Origin of the sequence: Nonomuraea longispora, assembly GCF_004348345.1 — a bacterium.
GTDB lineage: Bacteria > Actinomycetota > Actinomycetes > Streptosporangiales > Streptosporangiaceae > Nonomuraea > Nonomuraea longispora.
In genome coordinates this window covers 19,236-37,307 of the sequence record NZ_SMJZ01000074.1, presented here as the reverse complement: position 1 = coordinate 37,307, position 18,072 = coordinate 19,236, and the positions used below count along the sequence as shown (strand labels likewise).

General features: G+C 69.8%; 17 protein-coding genes and 1 pseudogene. 9 read left to right on the top strand and 9 right to left on the bottom strand.

Going from position 1 to position 18,072, the window contains the following annotated elements:
- From E1267_RS44460 to E1267_RS20385, 6 genes and pseudogenes are all read left to right on the top strand, one after another.
- A pseudogene (locus tag E1267_RS44460) lies at positions 1–380 on the top strand (hypothetical protein); the annotation flags it as partial.
- Between the two features lie 159 nt (positions 381–539).
- Complete coding sequence (locus tag E1267_RS20405) at positions 540–1,166, top strand: hypothetical protein (protein ID WP_132334180.1); 627 nt, start codon at positions 540–542, stop codon at positions 1,164–1,166.
- Positions 1,163–2,251 (top strand): C40 family peptidase, encoded by a 1,089-nt coding sequence (locus tag E1267_RS20400; protein WP_132334179.1) that lies wholly within the window; start codon positions 1,163–1,165, stop codon positions 2,249–2,251. Before E1267_RS20405 ends, E1267_RS20400 begins: the two co-directional genes overlap by 4 nt.
- A gap of 13 nt (positions 2,252–2,264) precedes the next feature.
- On the top strand, positions 2,265–2,657 hold the full coding sequence (locus E1267_RS20395) for a (deoxy)nucleoside triphosphate pyrophosphohydrolase (RefSeq protein ID WP_132334178.1): 393 nt from the start codon (positions 2,265–2,267) through the stop codon (positions 2,655–2,657).
- Positions 2,658–2,809: 152 nt separating this feature from the next.
- Entirely contained in the window at positions 2,810–4,333 is a 1,524-nt protein-coding gene (locus tag E1267_RS20390; RefSeq protein WP_132334177.1) for a hypothetical protein, read from the top strand.
- Positions 4,334–4,407: 74 nt separating this feature from the next.
- On the top strand, positions 4,408–5,730 hold the full coding sequence (locus E1267_RS20385) for a hypothetical protein (RefSeq protein WP_132334176.1): 1,323 nt from the start codon (positions 4,408–4,410) through the stop codon (positions 5,728–5,730).
- 65 nt (positions 5,731–5,795) lie between these two features.
- Here the strand turns inward: E1267_RS20385 and E1267_RS20380 are convergent, their stop codons facing one another.
- From E1267_RS20380 to E1267_RS20350, 7 genes are all read right to left on the bottom strand, one after another.
- Positions 5,796–6,548, bottom strand: a complete 753-nt coding sequence (locus E1267_RS20380) for a succinate dehydrogenase/fumarate reductase iron-sulfur subunit (protein WP_132334175.1) — start codon at positions 6,546–6,548, stop codon at positions 5,796–5,798.
- Positions 6,545–8,443: a fumarate reductase/succinate dehydrogenase flavoprotein subunit gene (locus tag E1267_RS20375; RefSeq protein WP_132334174.1), complete on the bottom strand. Its 1,899-nt coding sequence runs from the start codon at positions 8,441–8,443 to the stop codon at positions 6,545–6,547. The genes E1267_RS20380 and E1267_RS20375 overlap by 4 nt, the downstream gene beginning before the upstream one ends.
- Before the next feature lie 12 nt (positions 8,444–8,455).
- On the bottom strand, positions 8,456–9,244 hold the full coding sequence (locus E1267_RS20370) for a hypothetical protein (RefSeq protein ID WP_132334173.1): 789 nt from the start codon (positions 9,242–9,244) through the stop codon (positions 8,456–8,458).
- A 193-nt stretch (positions 9,245–9,437) separates the two neighbouring features.
- Positions 9,438–9,887 (bottom strand): response regulator, encoded by a 450-nt coding sequence (locus E1267_RS20365; RefSeq protein ID WP_132334172.1) that lies wholly within the window; start codon positions 9,885–9,887, stop codon positions 9,438–9,440.
- Positions 9,884–11,026: a sensor histidine kinase gene (locus tag E1267_RS20360; protein WP_132334171.1), complete on the bottom strand. Its 1,143-nt coding sequence runs from the start codon at positions 11,024–11,026 to the stop codon at positions 9,884–9,886. The genes E1267_RS20365 and E1267_RS20360 overlap by 4 nt, the downstream gene beginning before the upstream one ends.
- A complete protein-coding gene (locus E1267_RS20355; RefSeq protein WP_132334170.1) occupies positions 11,023–12,156 on the bottom strand; it encodes a PP2C family protein-serine/threonine phosphatase in 1,134 nt (377 codons plus the stop codon). Before E1267_RS20355 ends, E1267_RS20360 begins: the two co-directional genes overlap by 4 nt.
- Positions 12,157–12,188: 32 nt before the next feature.
- Entirely contained in the window at positions 12,189–13,118 is a 930-nt protein-coding gene (locus tag E1267_RS20350; RefSeq protein ID WP_132334169.1) for a LysR family transcriptional regulator, read from the bottom strand.
- A 134-nt stretch (positions 13,119–13,252) separates the two neighbouring features.
- On the opposite strand from E1267_RS20350, the gene E1267_RS20345 reads away from it, so the two are divergent.
- Genes E1267_RS20345 through E1267_RS20335 form a run of 3 tightly spaced genes read left to right on the top strand, consistent with a single transcriptional unit; the run spans position 13,253 to position 16,655 of the window.
- On the top strand, positions 13,253–13,999 hold the full coding sequence (locus E1267_RS20345) for a succinate dehydrogenase cytochrome b subunit (protein WP_281283669.1): 747 nt from the start codon (positions 13,253–13,255) through the stop codon (positions 13,997–13,999).
- Positions 13,996–15,918 (top strand): fumarate reductase/succinate dehydrogenase flavoprotein subunit, encoded by a 1,923-nt coding sequence (locus E1267_RS20340; RefSeq protein ID WP_132334168.1) that lies wholly within the window; start codon positions 13,996–13,998, stop codon positions 15,916–15,918. The genes E1267_RS20345 and E1267_RS20340 overlap by 4 nt, the downstream gene beginning before the upstream one ends.
- On the top strand, positions 15,915–16,655 hold the full coding sequence (locus E1267_RS20335) for a succinate dehydrogenase/fumarate reductase iron-sulfur subunit (RefSeq protein WP_132334167.1): 741 nt from the start codon (positions 15,915–15,917) through the stop codon (positions 16,653–16,655). The genes E1267_RS20340 and E1267_RS20335 overlap by 4 nt, the downstream gene beginning before the upstream one ends.
- A 7-nt stretch (positions 16,656–16,662) precedes the next feature.
- On the opposite strand, the gene E1267_RS20330 is transcribed toward E1267_RS20335, so the two are convergent.
- Positions 16,663–17,493: an alpha/beta fold hydrolase gene (locus E1267_RS20330; RefSeq protein ID WP_132334166.1), complete on the bottom strand. Its 831-nt coding sequence runs from the start codon at positions 17,491–17,493 to the stop codon at positions 16,663–16,665.
- The gene (locus E1267_RS20325; RefSeq protein ID WP_246064068.1) at positions 17,468–17,956 is read right to left on the bottom strand and encodes a hypothetical protein; all 489 of its coding nucleotides are present in this window, start codon (positions 17,954–17,956) and stop codon (positions 17,468–17,470) included. The genes E1267_RS20330 and E1267_RS20325 overlap by 26 nt, the downstream gene beginning before the upstream one ends.
- Positions 17,957–18,072 lie beyond the last annotated feature (116 nt).

The following is an 18,072-nucleotide window of genomic DNA, read 5'->3' as shown; positions in this document are numbered from 1 at the left end:
GGTTCGGCGGGGGGTCCGGCGGCGGCTGGGCGCGGCGCGGCGCCTCGTCGGGCGGCTCCCGTAACGGCTCGTCCGGCTCCTCGCGCGGGTCCAGGTTCGGCGGGTCCGGCGGCACGCGGTCGCGCGGCTCCGGCGGCGGGCTGTTCGGCGGCTCCAACAACTCCAACGGCTCAGGCCGGCCCGGCGGGTCGCGGTCCGGCGGCGGCGGCGGTGGCCGCGGCCAGGCAGGCCCCCGGATCTTCACGTCCGGCGAGTCGTCGTCCCGCTCCTCGGAGGCGCCCCCGCTCTGGCTGCGCAGCGGCAGCGACGGCGGCGGCTCCGGAGGGGACAGCCCCTCGGTGCCGTTCTGGCTCAAGCCGAACTCCACCGACAAGGACTGAACGTGACGCCTCCCCGCCCTGAAGGGAGCGGTTTCTCGCCCCGCTTGCGCGAGAGACGACGGCCAAGCCCTGACCGATGCCCGAAAGCACGAAGCCGAAGCTGTCCGGAGGCGCCGACAATGGCTGGGGTCCTGGTGACGGTCCCCTCGGGAGGAACTGATGGCACAGCCAGGTGACAGGCGCGGGCTCGCCTTCGCCGTCATCGTCGTGGTCGTCGCCGCGGTCGGCATCTACCTGACGATCGGGCCGTCCGCGGAGGAGCCGGCGGAGCCCGCGCCGGAGGCGACCTCCGCGGCCGTCACACCCGCGGCGTCGAGCACGCCGCTGGCGACCGCGAGCGCCGAGCCGTTCGACGTCTACTCCTACCTGCCCATGCAGAAGGAGCAGCTCGCCGCGGCGGCGGACCTGGCCGAGCGGTTCGCCGCCGAGTACGGCACGTTCCGCCACGACGAGGACCCGGCGGCCTACGCGGCGCGGCTGAAGGCGTACACGACGGCCGAGTTCGGCAACGAGCTGGCCAGGACCGTCTCCTCGGCGGGCACGATCGAGCAGAACCGGAACGATGAGACCGTCTCCACGGCCACGGCCAGGCTGAAGGAGATCAGGCAGGTCGAGAAGACCTCCGTCGTGTTCGTGATCAGCACCACCCGGCAGGTCGCCGCGAAGAGCGGCGACAAACGGCAGGACGAGGAGTTCGCGGTCACGGTGAGCCAGGAGGGAGCCGACTGGCGGGTCTTCGACCTCCGCCCGGCGACCGAGGGCCAGGAGGGAGACATTCTTCAGTGAAAGGCGCGCGTCTCGCTCTCGTGATCGGCCTCGCCGGGGCGTTGATCCTGGTGGCGGTCATACTTTCGCCGATGTTGCTGATCTCGTTGCCGTCCTTCATCTCGGGAGGCGGCACCTCCGTCGACTGCGAGGACGACACGCAGGTGGAGGAGGTGTCCGACTCGGGCAGCTCCGACATCCCCGGCAGATATCTGGAGCTGTACAAGAAGCACGGCAAGAAGATCGGCGTGCAGTGGAACATCCTGGCCGCCGTGGGCAAGCGCGAGACCGACCACGGCCGCTCCGACCTGCCGGGCGTCAAGGACGGCACCAACCACGCGGGCGCTGCGGGGCCGATGCAGTTCCTGATCTCCACGTGGGGAGGCAAGGCCAGGATCCCGATGTCGTCCGACGTCAACGGCTACGCCTCCGACGGCGACGGCGACGGTGTGGGCGACGTCTACAACCCCGCCGACGCCATCCTGGGCGCGGCGAAGATGCTCAAGCGCAACGGCGCGCCGGAGAACGTGCGGCAGGCGCTGTTCGTCTACAACCGGGCCTGGTGGTACGTCGACCAGGTCGTCGAGATCGCCAGGAAATACGCGAGGTCGGGTGAGGTGAAGGTCCCGCCGCAGGCTTCGGAGGAGTGCGACGACCCGCTGATCGAGGCCGCGCCGAGCGACGTCGTGGCCAAGATTTTGGAGTACGCGCTGGACCAGCGCGGCAAGCCGTATCTGTGGGGCGGCACGGGGCCCGACGCGTTCGACTGCTCGGGCGTCATCTACGCGGCCTACCGGGCGGCGGGATTGGTGATTCCGCGGACGACGTTCGTGCAGTGGCCGTTCGGCGTGAAGGTCCAGGAAGGGGAGGAGCAGCCGGGCGACCTGGTGTTCTTCAACTCCGGCCCCGGCACGTCCGCCAACAACCCCGGTCACGTCGGCCTGGTCGTGTCCAAGGGCAAGATGCTGGAGGCCCGCTGCCGGCTGTGCGGGCCCATCAAGGTGACGAGCTACCAGGCCCGTACGAACCGGGTGGGCTTCACCCGTCCCCTGCAGAACCCCGACGTGCTCGAACAGCTGAAGAAGCTGCAGAATCCATCCCTGTAAGGAATGTGACGTGATGAGCACGGTCGTGGTCGTGGCCGCGGTGATCGTCGCCCCCGGCGGCCGGGTGCTCGCGGCCCAGCGCGCCGAACCGGCGGCGCTGGCGGGCGGGTGGGAGTTCCCCGGCGGGAAGGTGGATCCCGGTGAGGACGAGCGGGCCGCGCTCGTACGCGAGTGCCGCGAGGAGCTCGGCGTCGAGATCGCGGTGGGCGAACGCGTCGGCGGTGAGTGGACGCTGTCGCCGGGGTACGTCATGCGCGTGTGGTTGTGCTCCTTGGCCTCGGGCGTGCCCGAAGCCAAGGAGCACCTGGCCCTGCGGTGGCTCGGTCCCGGCGACTATTACGACGTCGAGTGGCTGGATGCGGACCTGCCCATCATGAAGACCGTGGAGAACCTGCTACCCCGGTGACAATCAACTCACTCTGTGTGACATGATGATGACTCGGTGTGATTTGTCGCAACGGGGGAGTGGGAATGATGCGGCGTGGCTGGATCATTGCCGGGGCCCTGCTTCTGACGGCGGTTCCGTGTGTGCCCGTGGGGGCCACCGGGGTTTCGCTGGTGCTCGAGCGGATCAAGGGGTCCGACGGCGCGGGCAAGTGGGTCAGGACGGGGGACGTCCAGCGGTTCAAGGTGCGGCTGAACGGGATGGGCATGGGCGCGAGGGTCGCGGTGGCGGCCAGCCCGGCGGAGGCGCTGGCGGAGGTCGTCTGCGTCCCGCCGCCCGCTCGTTCCGACTTCCCGGAACCCGCCGGTTCCGGCGTCACGGGACCTGCCCGGCCGGGAGCCGCCGCGCCTGGCCCCACGACGGCGGACCGGGCCGTCCCTCCGGCAAGCCCAGGGGAGGCGGCGTCCGAGGCGCTCGCCCTGCGGGCTTTGGAGGACCACTCCGGCTCCACCCGCGCCCGCGGCGTGCTGCCGGGGACGCGGGTGTGCAAGCTGGGCCAGGTCTCCGGGGAACGATCGGTCGACGTGACGCTCACCGCACCGGCCGGGGCCAGGGCCGTCGCGCTGGCGGCGGTCGCGAGGATGCGCACCGACTCCGGTGACGGGCTGACGACCATGGCCGGCACCGCCACCACGCGGGTCAGGAACGCCATGCCGTCCGGTCGCCGTGGTGACGCCCATGTGCTTTCTGGCCCGCGGGACCAGCCGCCGGGTCACCACCCTGTCGTCCCCTACGGTCCGCCACCGGGCCCACCCGGGCCGATGTGGCCCGGAGCGGAGGGCCCGCCACCCGTCGGTCCTGAGGCCGGGTGGCCGCCGCCTGGTTTCGGCATGGAGGTCTGGCCGCCCGGCGGTTTGGGCGGGCGTCCGTCTGTGGGTCCCGAAGGGCCTGACGAGGAGCGGCTCGCGATGCGGCGCGGGGCCTGCGAGCCCGGCATGCCCGGCTCGCAGGCGCGGGAACCTGTGGAGGCCGGGTCCGCCCATTCCCGGGGGACCGGGCAGCCTCAGGTTGCCGAGGAGTCGCAACGATCGGTGCGGGCTCAGGGGCCGGTGCCGGAGGCCGTGCCTGTGCAGTCGCAGGAGGCGGTGCGGGGAGCCGCGCCTGTGCCGTCGCAGGAGGGGGTCGCGCCTGCGCAGGGGCAAGGACCCGTGCGGGGCCGGGCATCCGCGCCCGCGCAGCTTCAGGGGCCCGCGCAGCCTGAAGGGTCCGCGCAGCCTGAAGGGTCCGCGCAGCCTCACGGGCCCGTGCCGGCTCACAAGGCGACGCCCGCGCGGTCTCAAGGCGACGCCCAGGTTCGTACGACCGCGCAGGCTCAGGGATCGACCCGATCCCGTGGAGTGGTGGGGTCCCAGCCTGAGGGATTCGGTCAGCCGCCGCCCTACGAGGCCCCGCAGGCGATCGGGGCAGGCGTACCGTCGCCCGAGGTTTCTTTCCCGTCGGCCGCGGGCCCCGCATCGGCGCCGTTGCCGTTCGAAATGGTGTCGTCGGCGAAACGGGTGCCCCCGGATGAGCGGGTCAGCATCGTGGACGGCGTGACGGGTTTCTGGCTGGCGGCCGTAGCCGTCGGAGTGCTCCTGGGGGCATTGCGGCTCATTGTCACGGTACAACAGGGCCGTAACCGGAAAATGGAGTTGTAAATCAGTCTTTACTGTTACTTTGACCCGGCTAGTATTCCCTTGACCATGGTTTCGGGACTCTGCGGAGGGCAGCGGTGGCACGCACGCGAGCGACGGCTGTGTCCGCGATCGTCCTGGCGCTAGGCCTGGCCGGTGCGGGAGCGGCTCCGTTCATCGTGCAGAGCGCCAGCGCCTCCGCGGCGGCGTACGACCCCGTCGAGGGGTGCAACCCCGGCGAGGTGTGCGACGCGTACCCGGAGAACCCCGAGACCACGGTGACGGTCACGGCGACGGCCGGCGAGCCGCCGCCCGACGAGCCCGAAGAGGAGCAGGACCCGGAGACGACGATCACCCAGACCGTCACCGCGACTCCTACGAAGACCAAGAAGAGCCCCACTCCGAAGAAGACCACCAAGACGGCGACCCCGAGCGCCACGCCGTCCAGCCCGCAACAGCCGCCGCCGCAGCCGCTGCCCACGCAGAGCGTCGAGGTGCCGCCCAGCACCTCCGCCACCGCCACTCCCGAGGAGAGCGTGGAGATGCCGGCTGTCGCTCCGAGCGACACGCCGACCGACCCGCTGCCGAGCGAGACGCTGCCCGCATCCTCCGAGGAGGTGCCGCTGGAGTTGCGGAACGCGGCGCCCGAGTTCGACCAGCGCACGCTGACGCAGAAGCTCAGCATTCCCGCGCTGGTGCTGGTGCTGCTCGCGCTCTTCGCCGTGCTCATCTTCGAGGGGCGGCTGCGCCGGATGGCCCACGCGGCGGCGGTGCGCAAGGCGGGGCCGGTGGGTCACCCGGAGATGCCTCCGGGCGGCGGTTACCCGGCGGGTCCCGGCTACGCCACGGCGGGCTTTCCCGCCCCCGGCTATCCGGGCGGCACGGCGTACGCGCCGATCATCAGCTTCGTCCCCGTGCAGACCTACCCGGGCGGCCAGGTGCAGTACGGCGCCGTCTACCAGGAGCCGCAGCCGGTCCCGCCGCAGGGCTACCCGCAGCAGGAGCAGCACCAGGCGGAGGAGCCGGTGGTGCTGCGCCCGGACGAGTTCGGCTCCTACACCCACGAGGCGCCCAAGCAGAGCGAATACCGTGACCCGTTCGAGCCGGTGATCCCGCCTGCGGACATCCCGCCGGGCGGCGCGAGCCCGTACGAGGACGACAGGGAACACCCGATCCCGCCGGCCTCGGCGGCGGAGGCGGGCGACGCGGAGCCCTGGCAGGGCCAGCCGGCCTCGTTGTTCGAGCCGCCCGCCCGCGGCGACGCCGACTACGACCCGCCGCCCTACCTGCCCGCCGACGGCGAGGTGACAGCGATCCAGCCGCTGCCGGAGCAGCCGGCGGGCGCGCAGGAGGGGCAGGAGCCCGCCCAGGAGACGCCGGGCGACGCCAAGCGCAAGCGCCGCTGGGGCCGCAAGAAGTAGCGCACGTACGAACCACGAAGGCGGGGGCCGGACGATCCGGCCCCCGCCTTTCGTGTGTCAGCGCCCTACGAGCTGCGCTTGAAGATCTTGTTGCCCAGCCACACCAGCGGGTCGTACTTGCGGTCGACGACGCGTTCCTTCATGGGGATCAGCGCGTTATCGGTGATCTTGATGTGCTCGGGGCAGACCTCGGTGCAGCACTTGGTGATGTTGCAGTAGCCGAGCCCGTGCTCCTCCTGGGCCGTCTCCTGCCGGTCCGCCACGTCGTACGGGTGCATGTCGAGCTCGGCGATCCGCATGAGAAACCGGGGGCCGGAGAAGTTGGGCTTGTTCTCCTCGTGGTCGCGGATCACGTGGCAGATGTTGTTGCACATGAAGCACTCAATGCACTTGCGGAACTCCTGGGACCGCTCGACGTCCACCTGCTTCATCCGGAACTCGCCGGGCCGGACGTCGGCCGGCGGCGTGAAGGACGGGACCTCCCGGGCCTTCTGGTAGTTGTAGGACACGTCGTTGACGAGGTCCTTGATGACGGGGAACGTGCGCATCGGCGTGACCGTGATGGTCTCGTCCTCGCTGAAGGTGGACATGCGGGTCATGCAGCCCAGGCGCGGCTTGCCGTTGATCTCCATGCTGCACGAGCCGCACTTGCCCGCCTTGCAGTTCCAGCGCACGGCCAGGTCGGGCGCCTGCGTGGCCTGGAGCCGGTGGATGATGTCGAGGACGACCTCGCCCTCGTTGACCTCCACGGTGAAGTCCTCGAGCCTGCCCTCGCCGCCCTCGCCGCGCCAGACCTTGAACTTTGCCTTGTAGCTCATGACTTCGCTATCCCGTCGAACTCGGTCATCTCTTCGTCGGTGAGGTATTTGCTCAGCTCGTCGCGTTCGAAGAGACCGATCAGCTCGTCGCGCATGCGCGGCTGGACCTTCTCCTCGACGCTGACCGAACCGCCCTCGGTGGAGCAGACGAGCAGCTTGCGGCGCCACTCCGGGTTCATCCCGGGGAAGTCGTCGCGGGTGTGCCCGCCGCGGCTCTCCTCGCGCAGCAGCGCGGCGCGTGCCACGCACTCCGAGACAAGCACCATGTTGCGCAGGTCGATCGCGAGATGCCAGCCGGGGTTGTAGACGCGCGAGCCGGCTGCTCCGACCAGGGCCACGCGCTCCTTCAGCTTCTCCACGACCTGGAGCGCCTCGGCGATCTCGCCGGGCTTGCGGATGATGCCGACCAGGTCGTTCATGGTGCGCTGCAGCTCGTGGTGCACCTCGTAGGGGTTCTCGCCGCTGCGTCCGAGCGGCGCGAGCGCCTCCTCGCGGGCCGCCTCGACCGCGTCGTCGGCGACCTTGGGACGGCCGGCGAGCCCGTCGACGTACGCCGCCGCGCCCGCGCCCGCCCGGCGCCCGAACACGAGCAGGTCGGACAGCGAGTTGCCACCCAGCCGGTTGGAGCCGTGCATGCCGCCGGAGACCTCGCCGGCCGCGAACAGGCCGGGCACGGCCGCCGCGCCCGTGTCGGCCTCGACCTCGACGCCGCCCATGATGTAGTGGCAGGTCGGGCCCACCTGCATGGGCTCGGCGGTGATGTCGACGTCGGCCAGCTCCTTGAACTGGTGGTACATCGACGGCAGCCGCTTCTTGATCTCCTCGGCGGGAAGCCGGGTGGACACGTCGAGGAAGACGCCGCCCTGGGGCGAGCCGCGACCGGCCTTGACCTCGGCGTTGATCGCGCGGGCCACCTCGTCACGCGGCAGCAGCTCCGGCGGGCGCCGGTTGTTGGCCTGGTCGGTGTACCAGCGGTCGCCCTCTTCCTCGCTGGTGGCGTACTTGTCCTTGAACACGTCGGGGACGTAGTCGAACATGAAGCGCTTGCCCTCGGAGTTGCGCAGCACGCCGCCGTCACCGCGGACGGACTCGGTGACGAGGATGCCGCGCACGGACGGCGGCCAGACCATCCCTGTGGGGTGGAACTGGATGAACTCCATGTTGATCAGGTTGGCGCCGGCGAGCAGGGCCAGGGCGTGCCCGTCGCCGGTGTACTCCCAGGAGTTGGAGGTCACGACGTACGATTTGCCGATGCCGCCGGTGGCCAGCACGACGGCCGGCGCGTCGAAGATGATGAAGTTTCCCGTCTCGCGCCAGTAGCCGAACGCGCCGGAGATCGCGTCGCCGTCCTTGAGCAGCCGGGTGACCGTGCACTCGGCGAAAACCTTGATGTAGGCCTCGTGGTCGCCGTGCGTCTCGTAGTCCTCCTGCTGCAGCGCGACGACGCGCTGCTGCAGCGTGCGGATCATCTCCAGGCCGGTACGGTCGCCCACGTGTGCGAGCCGCGGGTATTCGTGCCCGCCGAAGTTCCGCTGGCTGATCTTGCCGTCTTTGGTGCGGTCGAACAGGGCGCCCCAGGCCTCGAGCTCCCAGACGCGGTCGGGCGCCTCCTTGGCGTGCAGTTCGGCCATCCGCCAGTTGTTGAGGAACTTGCCGCCCCGCATGGTGTCACGGAAGTGCACCATCCAGTTGTCGTCGGGGTTGACGTTGCCCATCGCGGCGGCCGCGCCGCCCTCGGCCATGACGGTGTGCGCCTTGCCGAACAGCGACTTGCAGACGATCGCCGTGCGCTTGCCCTGCTGGCGCGCCTCGATCGCGGCCCGCAGGCCGGCGCCGCCCGCGCCGATGACGACGACGTCGTACTCGTGACGCTCTGTGTTTAGCGAGTTTTCCACTGAGGCTGGTCCTTACGCGTACGGGAAGGCGATGATGCCCTTGGCGACCAGGCGCACATAGAGGTCGGCGCCCATGACGGAGAACATCGAGGCCCACGCGAGGGGCTGGTGCTTGGCGTTGAGCTTGGAGACGAACGTCCAGGCCCGGTAGCGCAGCGGGTGACGGGAGAAGTGGTTGAGCCGGCCCGCGGTGATGTGGCGGCACGAGTGGCAGCCGAAGGTGTAGCCGAGGATGAGCACGGCGTTGAGGACCAGGATCCACGAACCGAGACCCAGTGGCTTGTGCACCACGGCCAGGACGGCGTCGTAGGTGAGGATGGCGCCGATCACCACCGCGAAGTAGAAGAAGTAGCGGTGGATGTTCTGGATGATCAGCGGGAACCGGGTCTCACCGGTGTACTTCCCGTGCGGCTCCTGCACGGCGCACGCCGCCGGCGACAGCCAGAACGAGCGGTAGTAGGACTTGCGGTAGTAGTAGCACGTCAGCCGGAACCCGCCGGGCAGGCCGAGGATCAGCAGCCCCGGCGGGAGCGCGTACCAGTCGCCGACGGGTGCCCATCCGAACAGCCGCGCGCCCTCGCAGACCTCCTGGGTCGTCAGGCAGGGCGCGGCGAACGGGGCGATGTAGGGCTCGACGAAGTTGCTCGTGTCGATGATCGCCCACACACCGTAGACAAGGAATGAGCTGAGCCCGAGGAACGTCACTAGCGGTACGAGCCACCATCGGTCGGTGCGCAGCGTGCGCACCTTGACCTGGGCACGCTGCCTTCTCGCTGGTGCTTCGGGCGTCGTTTGGGTCATCGCGGACCTCTCCACCTCCCGCGGACCCATCGCGCAGGGGGTCCGTGGTTTTCGTATTCGCTGGGCGCGCGGATGGCGATCTCCGCTCAGGCGCGCGTTGGTGGGGGATACGTTACGACGACAGGATCGAGTTTAGTGAGCCGGGTCACTCACAATTTCGATGACTCGCTGTGATTCCTGTCACGTAGCCGCGTCACAGGCGCTGCCCCGAGGTGGGAAGTTTAACCACCGTTACAAAAAAATTATCGATCTGCCGGACAACGCGGATGAATTGCTCGAAGTCCACCGGCTTGGACACGTACGCGTTGGCGTACAGCCGGTAGCTGTGCAGGATGTCCTCCTCCGCCTCCGACGTCGTCAGGATCACCACGGGGATCGTGCGCAGCGCCGGGTCGTCCTTGACCTCCCGCAGCACCTCCCGGCCGCTCATCCTGGGCAGATTGAGGTCGAGCAGGATGAGGTCGGGGCGGATCGCGTCGCGGTATTCGCCCTCCCTCCGCAGATAGGCCATCGCCTGCTCGCCGTCGTTGACCACGTTGAGGCGGTTGCGCACCTTGTTGTGGTCGAACGCCTCCTTCGTCAGCAGGATGTCGCCCTGATCGTCCTCCACCAGGAGCACGTCGATCGGCCGCAGGTCAGTCATGATCGGTCTCCAGCCACGGGTAGTGTCCAGCGGAACGTCGTGCCCCCGCTCTGCGCGTCGCCGTCCAGCCACAGTCTGCCACCGTGGTACTCGACGATCTTGCGGCACAGCGCGAGCCCGATCCCCGTACCGGGGTACACGTCCCGGGGGTGCAGCCGCTGGAAGATCAGGAAGATGCGGTCGGCGTATTTCGGCTCGACCCCGATGCCGTTGTCGGAGCAGCTGAACTCCCACATCTCGCCCGACCTCTCCGCCCCGACGTGGACGCGCGGAGGCTCCTCGGAGCGGAACTTCACCGCGTTCTCGATCATATTCTGAAAGAGCTGGGTGAGCTGCATCCGGTTGCCGGTGACCTGGGGCAGCTCGTCGCGGGTGACCGTGGCACCGGTCTCCTCGACCATGGCCGAGAGGTTGTCCAGCGCCGCGTCCAACGCCACGCCCGACTCGACGGCGGTCTTCTCGCTGGTCACCCGACCGACCCTGGAGAAGTCGAGCAGGTCGTTGATGAGCAGTTGCATGCGCTTGGCGCCGTCGACCGCGTAGTGGATGTACTGCCTGGCCCGATCGTCGAGTTGCGGGCCGTAGCGCTGCTCCAGCATCTGGCTGAAGCTGGCGACCTTGCGCAGCGGCTCCTGCAGGTCGTGGCTGGCGACGTAGGCGAACTGCTCCAGCTCGCCGTTGGACCTGCGCAGTTCCTCGCTCTGGTCGGTGGCCACCCGCCAGGCCGCGACGACGCGGTCGCGCATGGAGTCGACGTGGCTGGCCAGCTCGGCCAGCTCCGCCGGCCGGTCGACGTGCAGAGCGTGGTCGAAGTCGCCGGCGGCGACCGTACGCACCTGCGTGGTGAGCCGTTCGATGGGGTTCAGCACCGCGTGGCGCACGATGAACGCCAGCCCGACGCCGCAGGCGAGCAGCACCCCGAACACCACGATCAGCGCGTAGTTCAGCCGGGTGAGCTGCGCGGCCACCTCGGGCGGCGGGGACAGCTCCATGGTCCTGACGCTCATCAGCAGAATCACCGTGACGCCGGTCACGAACGCGAGAGCGGCGATCGCTCCGACGAACAGGAACCAGCGGGCGACCGGCAGCCGGCCCAGCCCCGTGGGCTCCCGGGCGGGCGGCAGCGGGTGGATGCTCATCCTCTCCTCCTGCGCAGCAGCACCACGGCCAGGTCGTCACTCAGTGTGCCGACGTGGGTGATGAGCCGGTCGAGATCGATGTCTCCGTGGGCGCGTACGAGTTCGACGAGGCCGTCCACGCCGATCTCCCCGCCGGGCTCGCCCACGGCCGCCTCGATCAGGCCGTCGGTGTAGAGCATCATCGTCCACTCCTCGCCCAGCGGGACGTCGATGACCCGCCACTCCACGTCGGGGAATATGCCGAGCGGCGGACCGGAGGGCGTGTCGCACACCACCTCGACGTGACCGTCGCGCACCAGCACCGGAGGAGGGTGGCCGACCACGCGCATCCTCGCGTACCGAAGGTCGGGGGCGATGGTGGCCGTGCAGAGGGTGGTGAAGATCTCGGGGGCCTTGCGCTCGGCGCGCAGCAGCGCGTCGAGCGTGCGCAGCATCGTCTCGTCGGTACGCCCGGCCAGCACCAGCGTGCGCCAGGCGATGCGCAGTGCCACGCCGAGCGCCGCCTCGTCGGGACCGTGTCCGCAGACGTCGCCGATCACGACGTGCACGGAGCCGTCCGGCGTCTGCACGGTGTCGAAGAAGTCACCGGCCAGCGTGCCGCCGCTGCCCGGCAGGTAGCGGGTGACGTGCTCGATCGCCTCGGTACGCAGCAGTGCGGCGGGCAGCAGCGCGCTTTCCAGCCTGGCGTTCTCCTTGGCCTGCAGCTCAGCCTGCACGAGCGCCAGATGGGCCAGGTCGGCCCGCTTGCGCTCCATCGCGTATCTGATGGCCCGTGCCAGCAGGCGCGCGTCGATGTCCTGCTTGACCAGGTAGTCCTGGGCGCCCGCCTGCACGGCGGCGACGCCGACGTGGACGTCGCGCAGGCCGGTGAGCACCAGCACGGCCGCGTGCGGGGCCAGCTTCAGGACCTCCTCCAGGGCCTGCAGCCGGTTCGCGTCGGGCAACGTCAGGTCGACCAGCACACACTGGATGTGTTCGTTCAGCTTCTCCTTCGCCTCGCGCAGACTGCGCGCCCAGGAGGTCCTCGGCGGGGCTTCCGCCTCTTTGAGCAGCTCTTCGACGAGGAAGGCGTCGCCATCGTCATCCTCGATGAGGAGCAGCGTCAGCGTTTCTGAAAGATTTGCCGTCAAGACGCCTCTTCGGGGAGTCGGAGCGGTGGTGCTCATTCTGCGATGAGCTCCACCCCTTGTGGAAGCGTGCCCTCATGCCCAGATTCCACCACGAAAGCTAGCAGGATCTCACGGAACGCCTGGGCCGCTCTGGTCGGCTCGACGTCCTTACGGTGAGCGAGGGCGATCGTCCGGCTGAGCCCCGGCGGCGCGAGCGGCGTGCCCGACAGGCCGGGCCGCCCGTCGAGCACCATCGACGGCACCACGGCCACGCCGAGACCGGCCTCCACGAACCGCAGCACCGCGTCCATCTCGCCGCCCTCCACCGCGAACCTCGGCTCGAACCCCGCCTGCCGGCACGCCGCCAGCGTGGCCTCCCGCAGGTCGTAGCCGCGCCGGAACATCACCATCGAACGGCCGCGCAGGTCCTCGATGCGCAGGTACGGCCCGCGCGTCGCCTCGCGGGAGGGCGCGACGACCACGAGGTTCTCCCTGAGGATCTCCTCCGTCACCAGGACCGGGTCGTCGCTGTGCAGCGGCATTATGATCATCGACAGGTCGAGCTGCCCCCTGGCCAGCGCCCTGACGAGGTCGCGCGAGCCGCCCTCCTCCACCAGCAGTTCGATCCCCGGGTACGCGCGGTGGAAGCGGGCCAGCGCGTCGGCCAGCAGCCCCGCGCACAACGACGGCGTCGCGCCCAGCCGCACCCGGCCACGGCGCAGCCCCGCGAGCTCGGCCACCTCCTGCCGGGCGGTGTCGGCGTCGGCCAGGATGCGGCGGGCCAGCGGCAGCAGCGCCTCTCCTGCGGCGGTCAGCGTGACGTTGCCCCGGGCGCGGGAGAACAGCCGGGCGCCCAGATCGTCCTCAAGGGTCTTGATCTGCTTGCTGAGTGACGGCTGCGCCACCCGCATGCGCTCGGCCGCCTGGGTGAAGTGCCTGGTCTCCGCGACGGCGACGAAGTAGGCCAGTTGTTGCAGCTGCATGTGATTTTCCTCGCATCGGCCGACCGTCCCTGGCTTGGAGCGACCGTACAAACCAAGCATCATAGCCGATGACTATCGAAACGAGGCCTACGATGACTTGGACGGATCATCGCTGCGTACATAGCGTCTAAGACGTGACTGCCACGATAGAGCGCGGCGCCGCCACAGCGCCCGTCACCCCTCCCAGCACCCCGAAGCGCCGCAGAGCGCGCGGCTTCATGGGTTCCTCGAACGGCAAGAAGGCCGTGATGGCCGTCACGGGCGCCGTGATGGTGCTCTTCCTCGTCCTCCACATGCTCGGCAACCTCAAGATCTTCTTCGGCCGCGACTCGTTCAACGACTACGCGCACGCGCTGCGCACGCTGCTCGAGCCGCTCGCCCCCTACCGCACGGTGCTGACGATCGTGGAGATCGTGCTCGTCGCCTCCGTCGTCCTGCACATGTGGGCCGCGATCTCGCTGGCCCGGCGCGCGGGCAAGGCCAGGCCGGTGAAGTACGTCGCCAAGAAGTCGCAGGCGAGCGGCTACACCACCCACATCATGCGGTTCGGCGGTCTGACGATCGCGCTGTTCGTGGTCTGGCACCTGCTCGACCTGACCTTCGGCGTCGTCAACCCCAAGGGCTTCGACGCGGCCCCCGCCGACCGGATGGTCGCGGGCTTCGACCCGTCCCGGTGGTGGGTCACGCTCATCTACGTCGTCGCCGTCGTCATGGTCGGGCTGCACCTGCGGCACGGCGTCTGGAGCGCGTTCCAGACACTCGGCTGGGTCGGCCGAACCCGCACCAGGACGCTGCGCCTCGGTGCGGGGCTGCTGTCCGGCGTGCTGGTCGTCGGCTTCCTCGCCCCGCCCCTCGCGATCACGTTCGGAGTCGTGCAGTGAACCACACCCAGGGCCCGGACATCCGGGACACGAAGGCGCCCTCCGGCCCTATCGAGGAACGGTGGGAGAAGCGGAAGTTCAGCGCCAGGCTGGTCAACCCGGCCAACAAGCGCAAGCTCCACGTAATTGTGGTCGGCACCGGCCTGGCGGGCGGCTCGGCCGCCGCGACCCTCGGCGAGCTGGGCTACAACGTCACCTCGTTCTGCTACCAGGACTCGCCCCGCCGCGCCCACTCCATCGCCGCGCAGGGCGGCATCAACGCCGCGAAGAACTACCGCGGCGACGGCGACAGCATCCACCGGCTCTTCTACGACACCGTGAAGGGCGGCGACTTCCGCGCCCGCGAGTCGAACGTCTACCGCCTCGCCCAGGTCTCCGTGAACATCATCGACCAGGCCGTCGCGCAGGGCGTGCCGTTCGCCCGCGAGTACGGCGGCCTGCTCGACACCCGCTCGTTCGGCGGCGCCCAGGTCTCCCGCACGTTCTACGCCCGCGGGCAGACGGGTCAGCAGCTGCTGCTGGGCGCGTACCAGGCGCTGGAGCGGCAGGTCGCGGCCGGGACCGTCACCATGCACACCCGGCACGAGATGCTCGACCTGATCGTCTCCGACGGGCGGGCGCGCGGCGTCATCGTGCGCGACATGGTGACCGGCGAGATCGAGCGGCACGTGGCCGACGCCGTGGTGCTGGCCACGGGCGGCTACGGCAACGTGTTCTTCCTTTCCACCAACGCCAAGGGCTGCAACACCACGGCGATCTGGCGGGCGCACGAGCGGGGCGCGTACTTCGCCAACCCCTGCTACACGCAGATCCACCCAACCTGCATCCCGGTCTCCGGCGAGTACCAGTCGAAGCTGACCCTGATGTCGGAGTCGCTGCGCAACGACGGACGCGTGTGGGTGCCGCTGCGCAAGAACGACTCCCGCGCCCCCGGCGACATCCCCGAGCAGGAACGCGACTACTACCTGGAGCGGATCTACCCCGCGTTCGGGAACCTCGTGCCCCGTGACATCGCCTCCAGGGCCGCCAAGAACGTCTGTGACGAGGGCCGCGGCGTCGGTCCCGGCGGGCTCGGCGTCTACCTGGACTTCCGCGACGCGATCGGCCGGCTCGGGCGTGACGCCGTGGAGAAGAAGTACGGCAACCTGTTCGAGATGTACGAGCGCATCACGGGCGAGAACCCGTACGACGTGCCGATGCGCATCTACCCGGCCGTGCACTACACGATGGGCGGGTTGTGGGTGGACTACGACCTGCAGTCCACGATCCCCGGCCTGTTCGTCATCGGGGAGGCCAACTTCTCCGACCACGGCGCCAACCGGCTCGGCGCGTCGGCGCTGATGCAGGGACTCGCCGACGGATATTTCGTGCTTCCCACCACCATCGGTGACTACCTCGCGGACGGCCCGTACGGCGACGTCGACGAGGAGGCCGTCGCCGAGGCCGAGGTCAAGGTCCGCGACAAGATCGAGCGCCTGCTGTCCGTCAACGGCACCCGCACCCCCGACTCCTTCCACCGCGAGCTGGGCAAGCTCATGTGGGACTACTGCGGCATGGAACGCACGGAGGAGTCGCTGCGCAAGGCGCTGGAGCGCATCCCCGAGCTGCGCGAGGAGTTCTGGCGGGACATCAAGGTGACCGGCACCGCGGAGAAGCTGAACCAGGTCCTGGAGAAGGCCGGCCGCGTCGCCGACTTCTTCGACCTCGCCGAGCTCATGTGCCTGGACGCCCTGGTCCGCACGGAGTCGTGCGGCGGCCACTTCCGCGCCGAGTCACAGGACTCCGACGGCGAGGCGCTGCGCGACGACGAGCGCTTCGCGCACGTTTCCGCCTGGGAGCGCACCCCCGGCGGGCCGGTGCTGCACAAGGAACCGCTCGAGTACGAGTACGTCAAGATGACCCAGCGGAGCTACAAGTGAACCTGACCCTGCGCGTCTGGCGCCAGAGCGGCCCCTCCGACGACGGGCGGATGGTGACGTACCAGGTGGAGGACGTCTCCCCGGACATGTCCTTCCTGGAGATGCTGGACGTCCTCAACGAGCGTCTCATCCTGGAGGGCGACGACCCGATCGCCTTCGACCACGACTGCCGCGAGGGCATCTGCGGCATGTGCGGCATGGTCATCAACGGCGTGGCGCACGGCGAGCAGCGCGCCACGACGACGTGCCAGTTGCACATGCGCCACTTCGAGGACGGCGCCACGATCACCATCGAACCGTGGCGGGCGGCACCGTTCCCGGTCGTCAAGGACCTGGTGGTGGACCGGAGCGCGTTCGACCGGATCATCCAGGCGGGCGGTTTCGTCTCCGTGCCGGCCGGTTCGGCGCCCGACGCCCACAGCATCCCCGTACGCAAGGAGGACGCGGACGACGCGTTCGACGCGGCGACCTGCATCGGCTGCGGCGCCTGCGTGGCCGCCTGCCCGAACGGCTCGGCCTCGCTGTTCACCGCCGCCAAGATCACGCATTTGAGCCTGCTGCCCCAGGGCCAGCCGGAACGGGTCTCGCGCGCCAAGGCCATGGTGGACCAGATGGACGCGGAGGGGTTCGGCGGCTGCACGAACACGGGGGAGTGCACAGCGGTCTGCCCCAAGGGCATCCCGCTGGACACCATCGCCCAGATGAACAGCGACTACCTCAAGGCCAACGGCAAGTAGGCCGTCCTCACTCCCGGGCGGCCAGGAAGCCCGTGATCAGGTCGGCGACGGCCGCCGGCTGCTCGGCGAGCAGGTCGTGGCCGGCGTCCAGCTCCCTGACCTGGATGTTCGCCGGCAGGCCGGCGAGGTCGCGGCGCACCCCCCTCCTGAACGCCTTCATCAGCTCCCCGCCGGGCATGCCTTGCGGGTCGCGGGCCGCGATGACGACCAGGGCGTCGCAGGAGACCTCACGCAGCAGAGGGATCGTGTCGCGGAACTCCGGGGTACGGCGCACCGCCTCGAGCAGGTCCACGCCCGGCCGGGCGTAGACCTGCCCGCCCCTTTCGACCAGCGCCCTGGCGGGGAACATGGGCCTGAGCTCGGCGGGCAGCGGCCGGCCCAGGCTCGCGGCCTGCTCGTCGAACGTGGCCCTGAGCCGTGCCAGCTCCCGATCCCTCGCCTCCGGGTCCATCCCCGGGTAGTTGCCCGGGTCGCTCTCGGCGCTGCGCAGCCCGTCGAGGTTGACGATCGCCGGGCATTCGGGATGACGCCTGGCCCACGCCATGGCGAGCATGCCGCCCAGCGACTGGCCGACGACGGGCGGGTTGCCGAGCCCCAGGTGTTTCACCACGGCCTCCAGGTCGTCCAGCGCCTTCTCCCACTCCCACGGGCCGTCGCCGGACCGGCCGTGGCCCCGCAGGTCGAGCGCCACGGCCCGGTGGCCGGGCAGGTCGAGCGCGTCCCAGGCTTCCAGCGTGCCGCCCAGGCCGTGAAGGAGGAGGACGGGCTCGCCGGAGCCGCCGTGGTCGCGTACGGCTAGGGGGATGTCGTGATCAGTGATGGTGACGTCGTGCGCCATGATGCTCCTGAGGTTGGTTGAGCCGTTCGCGGATGGAGCGGGTGCTCACCCCGCCGCCGGGATGCCGGTCGAGTTTCGCGCGCTTGACGAGGTCGTGAACGCCCTGTCGGGTGATGCCCAGCATCGCGCCCGCCGTGGCGAAGGGCACCGCTTCCTTGCCCGGATGGCCTGCGCGCCGGGCCACGGCCCTGCCGAACGCGGTGCGCCACCACTCGTCCGGTGGATCGAACGGGCCGTCGCCGGGGAAGAGGGCCGCGACCAACCGCGCCGCCGTACGGACCGCGAGGCTCTCGTCGGGGCCGAGCAGCTGGGCGGCCCACACCTCGGCCTCGATCCGCAGCCGCGCCCTGACCGGTTCGACCTGCTCGTCGGAGCCGAACAGGATCTCCAGCGGGTCGACGATCCGCCGCCCGACCAGCTCGGCCAGCTCACTTGCCAACGCCACATGCTCGCGCGTGCTCACTTGACACACAATAGCAAGTACTTGCGCCATAACGTCAAGTAGCTCGGGCGTGCGGCGTACACGGCCTCTCGTGGCCGCGCCAGCCCGAAATCTTGCAGCTTCGTGCCCTGCTGCCT

What these genes read in the sequence shown, in the direction of transcription:
- E1267_RS20405 (WP_132334180.1), top strand. Translation starts at nt 540, where the DNA reads ATGGCACAGCCAGGTGACAGGCGCGGGCTCGCCTTCGCCGTCATCGTC.
- E1267_RS20395 (WP_132334178.1), top strand. Translation starts at nt 2,265, where the DNA reads ATGAGCACGGTCGTGGTCGTGGCCGCGGTGATCGTCGCCCCCGGCGGC.
- E1267_RS20380 (WP_132334175.1), bottom strand. Translation starts at nt 6,548, where the DNA reads ATGAGCTACAAGGCAAAGTTCAAGGTCTGGCGCGGCGAGGGCGGCGAG.
- E1267_RS20370 (WP_132334173.1), bottom strand. Translation starts at nt 9,244, where the DNA reads ATGACCCAAACGACGCCCGAAGCACCAGCGAGAAGGCAGCGTGCCCAG.
- E1267_RS20365 (WP_132334172.1), bottom strand. Translation starts at nt 9,887, where the DNA reads ATGACTGACCTGCGGCCGATCGACGTGCTCCTGGTGGAGGACGATCAG.
- E1267_RS20360 (WP_132334171.1), bottom strand. Translation starts at nt 11,026, where the DNA reads ATGAGCATCCACCCGCTGCCGCCCGCCCGGGAGCCCACGGGGCTGGGC.
- E1267_RS20350 (WP_132334169.1), bottom strand. Translation starts at nt 13,118, where the DNA reads ATGCAGCTGCAACAACTGGCCTACTTCGTCGCCGTCGCGGAGACCAGG.
- E1267_RS20330 (WP_132334166.1), bottom strand. Translation starts at nt 17,493, where the DNA reads ATGGCGCACGACGTCACCATCACTGATCACGACATCCCCCTAGCCGTA.